Raw genomic sequence first — 11,226 nt, 5'->3', positions numbered from 1 at the left:
GACTTTAAAATCAATGTGGCTGATCTTAAAGTCAGAGTGAGCTGCGACACAAGCGTCCGATGGTAAAGAATGGCGCCATGACCTCCAGCGACAGCCGCACCCGCATCCTCGACGCCGCCGTCGAGCTGATCGCCCGGGACGGATACGACGGTGTGCGCCTGGCCGAGATCGCCCGGCGCGCACGGTCCTCCACGGCACTGATCCACTACCACTTCGCCACCCGCACGCAGCTGCTGGCCGCGGCCATCGCGCACTCCCTCGACCGCGAGCACGCGCGGTTCGCCGACCTGGCCGAGGGCGTCGGTCGCACCTCGCCGCCCGAGCGCGTCGCCGATCTGGTCGACTTCTGGCTTCCGCTCACCCCCGACGACGTGCGGGAGTGGATGCTGTGGTCGGAACTGGAGAGCCGCGCCGTCCGCTCCGCCGACCTGGCGAACGCGCTCACGGGTCTCTACGCGCGGATGCGCGAACCCTTCGTCTCGGCGGTCCGCGACGGCGTCTCCTCGGGCGACTTCGGCCCCTGCGACCCCGAGGAGGCCGCCGCCACGTCCCACGCCCTCCTGAGCGGACTGGCCGTGCGCCTCCTGGCCCGCGACCCGGTGCTGACCGTTCCGGCGGCGCGCGGACTGGCCGGGCGGCACGTCGCCCTGGCCGTCGGTTACGCGGGAACCCTGCCCTTCGCCGATCGCGCGATCCCCGAGCACGTGCCCGACCCCGGCATCGAGCCCGCCCCGCCGCGCCGCAGGGCGACGCGCGCGTAGGGGGCCCGTCCGCGGTCAGGGCAGACGGCGCGGGTTGCTCGGGTCGCTCTCGTGGTGCAGGCGGTCGAGCGCGGTCACGAAGTACGTGTGCGCGCCGCCGCCCGGCACGGTCAGCACCGTCTCCCTGCCGTCGGACGCGCGCACGGTGGTGACCAGCGAGCGCGGGTCCTCGAACCGGCACGGCGTCGGCCGGAGCCCGTCATGGCCCTCGAACGCGTACACCGCGTAGTAGGCCGGTACCAGGCCCTGTCCGGCGCGGACCGTCAGCCGGACGCCGCCGTCCGCCGCCTCGGCCCCGACCACCACCGGCCGCCCGGGCGCCGCGCCGCCCCGGTCCGGCGTCACCGGCACGAGGGCGGGGTGGGCGTAGTGCTCGCGGGCCAGGATCGCCATGGCGTCGGCCGCGTTGGTGCGCAGGGACGTGGCGCTGAAGTACACCTCGCCGTGCACGCCGGGGCGGGCGCGGTCCATCTCCACGTGTCGGGCGAGCTCACGGGGCTCGGACCAGGCGCCGTCGTTGCCCACCTTGTAGGCGGCCTGCCCGATGTACAGGTGCGTTCCCGTGCCCGCGGTGACCTCCTCCCACCAGGGGACCAGCACCGCGTAGTCGGCCACCGGAAGGCCGATCTCCCAGTAGACCTGCGGGTTGACGTAGTCCAGCCACCCCTCGCGGACCCATCGTCGGCTGTCGGCGTAGATGCTGTCGTAGGACTGGAAGCCCCGGGTGTCGGAGCCGTTCGGGTCGCTGGACGCGTTCCGCCAGATCCCGAACGGGCTGATCCCGAACCGCACGTGCGGCTTCTGCGCGTGCACCGCCGCGCTCATCTCCCGCACCAGGCGGTTGACGTTGTCGCGGCGCCAGTCGCCGATGTCGTCGAACGCGCCGCCGTACCGCGCGAAGGTGTCCCGGTCGGGGATCGCCTGACCGGACGAGGGATAGGGGTAGAAGTAGTCGTCGAAGTGCACGCCGTCGAGGTCGTAGTTCTCGACCGCGTGCATCATCGCCTCGATCACGAACGCGCGCACCTCGGGGACGCCCGGGTCGTAGTAGAGGCGGCCGCCGTACGCGAACGCCCAGTCCGGGTTCCGCCGGGCCGGGTGGCCCTCGACGAGCCGGCCCGGGTCGTCGTGCATGGCCACCCGGTAGGGGTTGAACCACCCGTGGAACTCCAGGTTGCGGGCGTGGGCCTCCTCGACCGCGAACTCCAGGGGGTCGTAGCCGGGGTCGCGGCCCTGCTGGCCGGTGAGCCACTCCGACCACGGTTCGTGCGGTGAGGGCCAGAAGGCGTCGGCGGTGGGGCGGATCTGCACGAACACGGCGTTGAGGCCGTTGGCCCTGGCCTCGTCGTAGAGGTCGACCAGCTCGGCGCGCTGTTCGTCCGCGGTCAGCCCCCGCTCACTCGGCCAGTCGATGTTGACCACGCTCGCGATCCACTCCGCGCGCATCTCGCGTTTGGGCGGGGCGAGCGGGTCGGCCTCGCACTCCGCGGCTTCGCGCCGGTACCCGCCCGGCTCCGCGGCGGCGGGCGGCGCGTGGAGCGGGGACGCGGTGAGCGCGGCGGCGAGCGCGCCGCTCACGAGGACGGCTCTGCGCCCGCGGCCCCGGGCCGTCGCGGCCGCGGGGGCGGGCTGGTTCCGGTTCGGTCGCGCCAACGTGGCTCCTTCCGGCTTCCTCCTGGAAGCGGCAGTACGTGGGTCAGACACCACATGGAGTCTCATCGTAACTTTTCTGATACGAAGAGTGACGAAGTGCGGAGGTTCTGTGAAAAACCTTCATGAACCTGGCGAAGAACGCAAGAGTTCTCCGGCAGGTTGACAACGGAGTTGCGGACGGGGGAGATGAGGCCCCGGACCCGGAGGGGCCCGTGGTCGCCCTCCGCGTGTGCGGCGGCATCCGCGGGCGGCTAGCGTGCATGTCGACCCCGGCGTGACCCGACCGGTCCGCCGCGGGGTCCCCCGCGACCGAAGAGACCCTCGACCCGCGCGCGCCGGCGGGCGAGCACAGATGGGACACCCGTGAACAACAGTCGAACCCAGGAACTGCGTCTGATCGTGACCGGAGGCGGGACGGGCGGGCACACCTATCCCGCCCTGACGGTCGTCAACACGCTGCGCGAGCGGCTGGAGGCCGACGGGGGAACCCTGAAGGTGCTGTGGGTGGGCGCCGCCGACAGCCTGGAGCAGAGGGTGGCCGGGTCCAACGGGATCGCGTTCGACGCGGTGGAGGTCGGCAAGATCCGCCGTGCGGCCAACCCGCTGAGGATGCTCTCCAGGGACAACCTCCGCGACATGGCCAACGTGCCGCGCGGCGTGCTCCAGGCGCGGCGGATCATCACCGACTTCGCGCCGGACGTCGTCCTGGCCACCGGCGGCTACGTCGCGGTCCCCGTCGGCGTGGGCGCGGCGATGTGCCGCCGCCCCCTCGTCGTGCACGAGCAGACCGTGCGCCTCGGGTTGGCCAACAAGGTGCTCGCCCGCCGCGCCGCACGGGTCGCGGTGTCCTCGCCGTCGAGCACGGAGCTGCTGCCCGACGACGTCCGCGACCGCGCGGTCATCACCGGCAACCCGGTCCGCCCCGAGGTGCTGCGCGGGCGGGCCGACCGGGCCGCCGAGGGGCTCGGGTTCGAGGGGCACGACCCGTCGCTGCCCACGGTGTACGTGACCGGAGGGGCGCAGGGGTCGGCCCAGATCAACGGCACCGTCCGCGACCTGCTGCCGTGGCTGCTCACGCGTGCCAACGTCGTACACCAGTGCGGCGCGGCCAACCTGGACCCGCTGCGCGAGGCCACCCGCGACCTCGCCCCCGGGCTGCTCGTCCGCTACCACCTGACGGATTTCGTCGGCCCGGAACTGCCGGACGTGCTGGCGCTGGCCGACGTCGTGGTCTCGCGCAGCGGCGCGGGGACGATCGCCGAGCTCACCGCGCTGGGCAAGGCCGCCGCGCTGATCCCGCTCGCTACGTCCGCCGGTGACGAGCAGCGGCACAACGCCCGGCACCTCCAGGAGTCGGGCGCGGCGGTCGCACTGCTGGACGAGGTCGGCGCCGACCGCCTGCGGGAGGCGGTCGAGCCGCTGCTGGCGGACCCCGAGCTCCGCCGCCGGATCGAGGAGAACGCCCGCGCGCTCGGTCGCCCGGACGCGGCCGACCGCCTGGTGGACGTGGTCCTGTCCGCGGCCCGGGCCTGACCGTCGCTTCCGACGCCCGCGCGTGACGGCCGTCCGCTCCTGGCCGCCCCCGGGCGGTCGCGCGCCCCCGGGCGCCGCGACCGCCCGGTGTGCCTGGTCCGACGCCCGTCTTGCATGATCATTCATTTTCGCGCATACTTATTGCCATGTCCAAGGTACTCACCTCTCTCCCTGTCGGTGAACGTGTCGGCATCGCCTTCTCCGGCGGTCTCGACACCTCGGTCGCGGTCGCGTGGATGCGCGAGAAGGGCGCCGTCCCGTGCGCCTACACCGCCGACATCGGCCAGTACGACGAACCCGACATCGCCTCGGTGCCGGGGCGTGCCGCCGACTACGGGGCGGAGGTCGCCCGCCTGGTCGACGGCCGCGCCGCCCTGGTGGAGGAGGGGCTCGCGGCTCTCGCCTGCGGGGCGTTCCACATCCGGACCGGTGGCCGGGCCTACTTCAACACCACCCCGCTCGGGCGGGCGGTGACGGGCACCCTGCTCGTGCGCGCGATGCTCGAGGACGGCGTGCAGATCTGGGGCGACGGCTCCACGTTCAAGGGCAACGACATCGAGCGGTTCTACCGCTACGGTCTGCTGGCCAACCCCGCCCTGCGCATCTACAAGCCCTGGCTGGACGCCGACTTCGTCAACGAGCTCGGCGGCCGCAAGGAGATGTCCGAGTGGCTGACCGAACGCGGTCTGCCCTACCGGGACAGCGCGGAGAAGGCCTACTCCACCGACGCCAACATCTGGGGCGCCACACACGAGGCCAAGGCCCTGGAGCACCTCGACACCGGCGTGGAGATCGTCGACCCGATCATGGGCGTGCGGTTCTGGGACCCGGAGGTCGAGATCCCCGCCGAGGACGTCACCGTCGGATTCGAGCAGGGCCGACCGGTGAGCGTCAACGGCAGGACCTTCCCCACCGCCGTCGACCTGGTGCTGGAGGCCAACACCGTCGGCGGCCGCCACGGCCTTGGCATGTCCGACCAGATCGAGAACCGCGTCATCGAGGCCAAGAGCCGGGGCATCTACGAGGCGCCGGGCATGGCGCTCCTGCACGCGGCCTACGAGCGGCTGGTCAACGCGATCCACAACGAGGACACCGTCGCCGCCTACCACAACGAGGGGCGGCGGCTCGGCCGGCTGATGTACGAGGGCCGCTGGCTGGAGCCGCAGGCCCTGATGCTGCGCGAGTCGCTGCAGCGCTGGGTGGGCACGGCCGTCACCGGCGAGGTGACGCTGCGACTGCGCCGCGGCGAGGACTACTCGATCATGGACACGCGCGGTCCCTCGTTCAGCTACCACCCGGACAAGCTGTCCATGGAGCGCACGGAGGACTCCGCGTTCGGTCCGGTCGACCGGATCGGCCAGCTGACCATGCGCAACCTGGACATCGCCGACTCCCGCGCCAAGCTGGAGGAGTACGCCAGCATCGGCATGGTCGGCGAGAGCGCCCACCCGACCACCATCGGCGCGGCCCAGGCCGCCGCGACCGGGCTGATCGGCGCGATGCCCGAGGGCGGCGCCGAGACGATCGCGTCCCGCGGCGAGGGCTCCGGCGACGGCGACCTGCTCGACCACGCGGCCATCGAGTCCGGCAACGACTGACCGGCGACGCACCGACGTCCACGCGCGGCCCGCCCCACCCGGCACCTCCGGGAGGGGCGGGCCGCGGTGTTTCCGTGCCCGACGGCCTGGTCGCGCACGTCCCTTCCGGATCGCTGGTCAGGGGCCGTGTCGCCGCTCCCGGAAGCGAGCGGCCCCGCGCCACAGCGGAATCTCTACATCATTTGACTTACTCCAGAAAAGCGACCAGACTGAGGGCCATGCCAAGCCCTTCGGATTTCGAGCGAATGCTGCGCGAGTCCGCTCTGCGGGTGACGGGCCCCCGGCTCGCCGTCCTCTCCACCGTTCACGAGAACCCGCACTCGGACACGGAGTCGATCATCGGCCTCGTGCGCGGCAGCCTCGGCACAGTGTCCGACCAGGCCGTCTACGACGTGCTCAAAGCGCTGACCAGCGCTGGTCTGGTGCGGCGCATCCAGCCGCAGGGCTCCGTGGCCCGTTACGAGACCCGGGTCGGGGACAACCACCACCACATCGTGTGCCGGTCGTGCGGAGCGATCGCCGACGTCGACTGCGCCGTCGGCCACGCGCCGTGCCTGACCGCCTCCGACGACCACGGCTTCTCGGTCGACGAGGCCGAGGTCGTCTACTGGGGGCTCTGCCCCGACTGCTCCAGCACGCGCAGTTCCTGAACCAACGTTTCAGCTCTCTCCCACAGGCGGAAGGATCTCCATGTCTGACAGTCACGAAGCGGCCAAGGCCGGCGGCTGCCCCGTCGCCCACGACCGTGCGCCGCACCCCACCGAGGGCGGCGGCAACCGGGGCTGGTGGCCGAACCAGCTCAACCTGAAGATCCTGGCCAAGAACCCGGCCGTGGCGAACCCGCTCGGCGAGGAGTTCGACTACGCCGAGGCGTTCGAGGCCCTCGACCTGGACGCCGTGAAGGCGGACATCGCCGAGGTGCTGACCACCTCCCAGGACTGGTGGCCGGCCGACTTCGGGCACTACGGACCGCTCATCATCCGCATGGCCTGGCACAGCGCGGGCACCTACCGCTCCCACGACGGCCGCGGTGGCGGCAGCGCGGGTCAGCAGCGCTTCGCGCCGCTGAACAGCTGGCCGGACAACGTCAACCTGGACAAGGCCCGCCGCCTGCTCTGGCCGGTCAAGAAGAAGTACGGCCAGAACATCTCCTGGGCCGACCTGATGATCCTCGCCGGCAACGTCGCGCTCGAGTCGATGGGCTTCGAGACCTTCGGCTTCGGCGGCGGACGCGCGGACGTCTGGGAGCCCGACGAGGACGTGTACTGGGGCCCCGAGACCACCTGGCTCGACGACCAGCGCTACACGGGCGACCGCGACCTGGAGAAGCCGCTGGCCGCCGTCCAGATGGGTCTGATCTACGTCAACCCGGAGGGCCCGAACGGCAACCCGGACCCGATCGCCGCGGCGCGCGACATCCGCGAGACCTTCGGCCGCATGGGGATGAACGACGAGGAGACCGTCGCCCTCATCGCCGGCGGCCACACCTTCGGCAAGACCCACGGCGCCGCCCCGGACAGCAACCTGGAGGCCGACCCCGAGGCCGCCGGCCTGGAGATGCAGGGCCTGGGCTGGAAGAACAACCACGGCACCGGCAAGGGCGGCGACACCATCACCTCGGGCCTGGAGGTCACCTGGACCACCACGCCCGCGCAGTGGAGCCAGGGCTTCTTCAAGAACCTCTTCGAGTTCGAGTACGAGCTCACGGAGAGCCCGGCAGGCGCGAAGCAGTGGATCGCCAAGGACGCCGAGGAGATCATCCCCGACGCCCACGACGCCGCCAAGAAGCACAAGCCGACCATGCTCACCACGGACCTGTCGCTGCGCTTCGACCCGGTCTACGAGCGGATCTCGCGCCGCTTCCACGAGAACCCCGAGGAGTTCGCGGACGCGTTCGCGCGTGCGTGGTTCAAGCTGACCCACCGCGACATGGGCCCGAAGGTGCGCTACCTCGGCCCGGAGGTCCCGGAGGAGACGCTGATCTGGCAGGACCCGCTCCCCGCGTGGGAGGGCGAGGTCGTCGGCGCGGCGGAGATCGCCGCGCTCAAGGCCAAGGTCGCCGAGTCCGGCCTGTCCGTCGCGCAGCTGGTGTCCACGGCGTGGGCCTCGGCGTCGACCTACCGCGACAGCGACAAGCGCGGCGGCGCCAACGGCGCGCGCGTCCGCCTGGAGCCGCAGGTCGACTGGAAGGTCAACAACCCGACCGAGCTGCGCGAGGTGCTCGGCGCGCTCGAGGAGATCGCCAAGGAGTTCAACGCCTCCTCGGACGCCAAGGTCTCGCTCGCCGACCTGATCGTGCTCGCCGGAGGCGTCGGCGTCGAGCAGGCCGCCAGGGCCGCCGGCCAGGACGTCGTCGTGCCCTTCACCCCGGGTCGCGTGGACGCCACGGCCGAGCAGACGGACTCCGGATCGTTCGCCTACCTCGAGCCGGTCGCCGACGGCTTCCGCAACTACTACGGCGAGGGCAACCGCCTCCCCGCCGAGTACCTGTTGCTGGACAAGGCGAACCTGCTCGGCGTGAGCGCGCCCGAGATGACGGTCCTGGTCGGCGGCCTGCGTGTGCTGGGCGCCAACTACGACAACTCCGATCTGGGCGTCCTCACCGACCGGCCGGGCACGCTGACGAACGACTTCTTCGTCAACCTGCTCGACCTGGGCATCGCGTGGGCCCCGACCGGTGAGACCTCCCAGACCTCGCAGACGTTCGAGGCCAAGGACGGGTCCGGCGCCGTGAGGTGGACCGGCAGCCGTGTCGACCTGGTGTTCGGCTCCAACTCCGAGCTGCGCGCCCTCGCCGAGGTGTACGCCTCCGACGACGCGAAGCAGAAGTTCGTCGCGGACTTCGTCGCCGCGTGGACCAAGGTGATGAACGCGGACCGGTTCGACCTCGTCTGATCCGGTCCCCCGGGTGCGTGACACCCCCGGAGCCGGCTCGGCCCCCGCGGCCGAGCCGGCGTCCGCGCGGACGTCAGCGGCCCTCCCGGTCCTCCGGGCCCGGGTATCCGTGCTCGCCGTGCAGACGCACGAAACGGGCGCGCGTCATCGAGGCGCGCGTCCGCAGACCCTCGGCGGTGCGCTCGAACAGCACCACGTCCTCGTCGCCTCCCTCGCCGATCGGCTGCACCAGGCGCCCGCCCACGGTCAGCTGGTCGATGAGCGGCGGGGGCACGCTCGGGTGGGCGGCCGAGACCAGGACCGCGTCGAACGGCGCCTCGTCGGGCGCCCCGAGCGTCCCGTCGCCGACGCGCAGCACGACGTTGGCCACCCCCATGGCGTCGAGCGTCTCCCGGACCCGCCCGACCAGGTCGGGCCACAGGTCGACGCTCACCACCCGAGCCGCGAGCCGGGCCAGCAGGGCGGTCTGGAAGCCGTAGCCCGTCCCGACCTCCAGCACGTGTTCGTCCCCGGTCAACCGCAGGGCCTGGAGCATCGTCCCCGACAGGGAGGGCTGCGTCGTCACCTGCCCGTGCCCGATGGGGAGCGGCCGGTCCTCGTAGGCCGCCGACCGGTGGGCACGCGGAACGAACCGGGCGCGCGGGACCTCCCGGAGCGCGGCGAGCACCCGCTCGTCGTGCACGCCCGTCACACGGGCGGCGCGCACCAGGTCCTCCGGCGTGGCGTTCCACCTCACCTGTGCCCTCCCCCGTCCAGGCGGTCGGCGGCGCGGTACCGCGACACGGAGCCCTCCCGGGGGCGGGGCCCTTGGCGTCGACGGCCGCGTACCGGAAGCTGGCACCGGGCCGACACGACGGACGGGGAGTCCGACCATGCCAATCCCAGAAGCGACGGACGCCTGCCGTGCGGGTCGCGACCGCCTGCCGGAGCGGTTCGAGCCCGGAGAGGGCTCGCTGGTCGTCTACGGTGACATGTTCCCGCGCCACCCCTGCGACACACGGCCGGGGCCCGGGACCGGCGAGACGGCACGGCCGAGGCCCGACCCACCCGCGACACGGCGCGGACCCCGTCGCGGCGCGACGCGAAGGTGCGGCGGTGGACCTGTTCGGCGATGACCCGACGGAGCGGCCCCTGACCTACCCGGGCCGGATCCCCGACACGTCGGGGGTGTTCCTCGGCGACGCCTACGTCCCGCTCCGACCTCGCCGGGGGCGGTCTGCGGAGGCGTGGTACGCGGAGTTCGCCGGCGAGCCCGCGACACTGGCGGGCGTCCTGTCCCGCCTGCGCCGGGCCGACCTGGCGGACCGGCACCCCGTGGTGGCGGTGGGTTCGAACGCGGCGCCCGGTCAGATGCGGCGCAAGTTCCTCGCCCGACGCGTCAGACCGGTCGTCCCGATGACGTTGGCCGACGTGCTCGGCATCGCTCCGGGCGTGTCCGCGCACGTGAACCGTTGGGGCTACGTTCCGGCGGCTCCCGTCGAAGCGCCCGGGCCGACCGGCCGCCTGTTCGTCCTGTGGTTGGACGACGCGGAACGCGACGCGCTCGACGCCACGGAACCCAACTACCGGCGGCGGCTCCTGCCGGAGGACCGCCACCCGGTCACGCTCGCATCCGGTGTGCGGCTCCCACCCTGCTCCGTCTACGTGAGTCGACACGGCTGCCTGGTGGACGGTGAGGGACGGCCGCGGAGGCTGACCGACCAGCCCACGCTGATCCGGGCCCTGCTGGCGGAGTCGGCCGGACTCCGCCGCCTGTGCGGCACCACGCCCGAGTCGTTCGTCGACCGGGTCAGGGATCCGTCCGTGCGGGATGCGGTGCGCCGACTCCTCCGAGCGGAAGGGCGTGTGGCCGCCCAGCCCGGGCTGGCGCGGTGACCGCGAGGGACGGTCGCACGCAGCCGCCGATCTCGCAGATCGCCTCGGGGAAGGGCGACGCCTTCAGGTCGTCGTACCAGATGTGGCTGTCGTTGGCCGGCGCGAACCCCTCCGTGGAGCCGCCGAAGAAGGACGAGAAGTAGGCCTTGTCCACCAGGTCGTCGTTGGAGACCAGACGCAGGCCGGTGACCGCGGCCGCGGGCGCGCCGTTGTAGAGGACCTCGATCTCGCCGTCGGGGTTGGCCCGGCCGCCGGTCACGGTGTTCACCCTGAGCCGCTGCACGATGTTCACCCACTCTCCCCGGGGGTAGTGGACGTCGGCGCCGTCGACGCGCAGGAACGCCTGGTCGCCGAAGGTGCCCTTCTTGTCCATGTGGTAGTAGTACACGGCCGCCAGGCCGTCACGGCGCCAGATCATGCGCGAGCTGAAACCGTTCTCGCCGTCGCAGACCCGACCGCCCGAACACGCGCCGCCTCCCGCCAGGCCAAGGCCCAGCTTCCCGCCGAACGAGGTGGTGCCCCAGCTGAAGTCCTCGCTGAACCGCACCCAGAAGGACACGTGGTACTCGCGGGCGGGGGTGAGCCTGAACGGAGCCTGCGCGCCGGACTCGCGCGGACCGATCCTCCCCTCCGGATAGGACACGCGCAGGGACCGTCCGCCCGCGTGGGCGGGGACCCCGTCGTCGATCAGGGTGCGCTCGTCCATCCCCCGGGCCCGGGGGGCGTACCACCCGTCCTTCGCCCATTCCGACAGGGGATAGGCGCGGCCCGCGGCCGCTCGCTCGAAGGTGTTGAGCTGGAACGCGGCCGATGCGTCCGCGGCCGCGGGGACGGCGTTCACCACGGCCACCAGGACCGTGGACGCGAGCGCGGAGGCGAGCAGGGCGCGGGCGACCGTCATACGGTGTCTC

9 protein-coding genes are annotated in these 11,226 nt (G+C 72.3%); 6 read left to right on the top strand and 3 right to left on the bottom strand.

Annotated features, from left to right (window positions below):
* Positions 1-77: 77 nt before the first annotated feature.
* Positions 78-761, top strand: a complete 684-nt coding sequence (locus ACIBFB_RS00190; protein ID WP_397224471.1) for a TetR/AcrR family transcriptional regulator — start codon at positions 78-80, stop codon at positions 759-761.
* Between the two features lie 15 nt (positions 762-776).
* Here ACIBFB_RS00190 and ACIBFB_RS00185 read toward each other — a convergent pair whose 3' ends face one another.
* Positions 777-2,414, bottom strand: a complete 1,638-nt coding sequence (locus ACIBFB_RS00185) for a glycoside hydrolase family 10 protein (protein WP_397224469.1) — start codon at positions 2,412-2,414, stop codon at positions 777-779.
* A gap of 363 nt (positions 2,415-2,777) precedes the next feature.
* Here ACIBFB_RS00185 and ACIBFB_RS00180 point away from each other — a divergent pair, with 363 nt between their 5' ends.
* The 4 genes from ACIBFB_RS00180 (at position 2,778) to katG (ending at position 8,440) form a co-directional block, all read left to right on the top strand.
* Positions 2,778-3,947: a UDP-N-acetylglucosamine--N-acetylmuramyl-(pentapeptide) pyrophosphoryl-undecaprenol N-acetylglucosamine transferase gene (locus ACIBFB_RS00180; protein WP_397224467.1), complete on the top strand. Its 1,170-nt coding sequence runs from the start codon at positions 2,778-2,780 to the stop codon at positions 3,945-3,947.
* A gap of 146 nt (positions 3,948-4,093) precedes the next feature.
* Positions 4,094-5,545, top strand: a complete 1,452-nt coding sequence (gene argG / locus ACIBFB_RS00175; RefSeq protein WP_397224465.1) for an argininosuccinate synthase — start codon at positions 4,094-4,096, stop codon at positions 5,543-5,545.
* A gap of 218 nt (positions 5,546-5,763) precedes the next feature.
* Positions 5,764-6,195, top strand: a complete 432-nt coding sequence (locus ACIBFB_RS00170; RefSeq protein WP_397224463.1) for a Fur family transcriptional regulator — start codon at positions 5,764-5,766, stop codon at positions 6,193-6,195.
* A gap of 40 nt (positions 6,196-6,235) precedes the next feature.
* Entirely contained in the window at positions 6,236-8,440 is a 2,205-nt protein-coding gene (gene katG / locus ACIBFB_RS00165) for a catalase/peroxidase HPI (RefSeq protein WP_397224461.1), read from the top strand.
* A gap of 73 nt (positions 8,441-8,513) precedes the next feature.
* Here katG and ACIBFB_RS00160 read toward each other — a convergent pair whose 3' ends face one another.
* Positions 8,514-9,176, bottom strand: coding sequence for a protein-L-isoaspartate(D-aspartate) O-methyltransferase (locus ACIBFB_RS00160; protein ID WP_397224459.1), 663 nt, complete (start codon positions 9,174-9,176; stop codon positions 8,514-8,516).
* Between the two features lie 359 nt (positions 9,177-9,535).
* Between ACIBFB_RS00160 and ACIBFB_RS00155 the strand changes: the two genes are divergently transcribed.
* Positions 9,536-10,315 carry a hypothetical protein gene (locus ACIBFB_RS00155; protein WP_397224457.1) on the top strand — a complete coding sequence of 260 codons (780 nt, stop codon included), beginning with the start codon at positions 9,536-9,538 and terminating at the stop codon, positions 10,313-10,315.
* Here the strand turns inward: ACIBFB_RS00155 and ACIBFB_RS00150 are convergent.
* The gene (locus tag ACIBFB_RS00150; RefSeq protein WP_397224455.1) at positions 10,230-11,216 is read right to left on the bottom strand and encodes a polysaccharide lyase; all 987 of its coding nucleotides are present in this window, start codon (positions 11,214-11,216) and stop codon (positions 10,230-10,232) included. The genes ACIBFB_RS00155 and ACIBFB_RS00150 overlap by 86 nt on opposite strands.
* Between the last annotated feature and the right edge of the window lie 10 nt (positions 11,217-11,226).

The organism is Nocardiopsis sp. NPDC050513, from assembly GCF_044457925.1.
GTDB lineage: Bacteria > Actinomycetota > Actinomycetes > Streptosporangiales > Streptosporangiaceae > Nocardiopsis.
Note: the sequence above shows the minus strand (reverse complement) of the source record. Positions and strands in the feature narration are given on the sequence as shown.

What these genes read in the sequence shown, in the direction of transcription:
- ACIBFB_RS00190 (WP_397224471.1), top strand. Translation starts at nt 78, where the DNA reads ATGACCTCCAGCGACAGCCGCACCCGCATCCTCGACGCCGCCGTCGAG.
- argG (WP_397224465.1), top strand. Translation starts at nt 4,094, where the DNA reads ATGTCCAAGGTACTCACCTCTCTCCCTGTCGGTGAACGTGTCGGCATC.
- ACIBFB_RS00170 (WP_397224463.1), top strand. Translation starts at nt 5,764, where the DNA reads ATGCCAAGCCCTTCGGATTTCGAGCGAATGCTGCGCGAGTCCGCTCTG.
- katG (WP_397224461.1), top strand. Translation starts at nt 6,236, where the DNA reads ATGTCTGACAGTCACGAAGCGGCCAAGGCCGGCGGCTGCCCCGTCGCC.
- ACIBFB_RS00150 (WP_397224455.1), bottom strand. Translation starts at nt 11,216, where the DNA reads ATGACGGTCGCCCGCGCCCTGCTCGCCTCCGCGCTCGCGTCCACGGTC.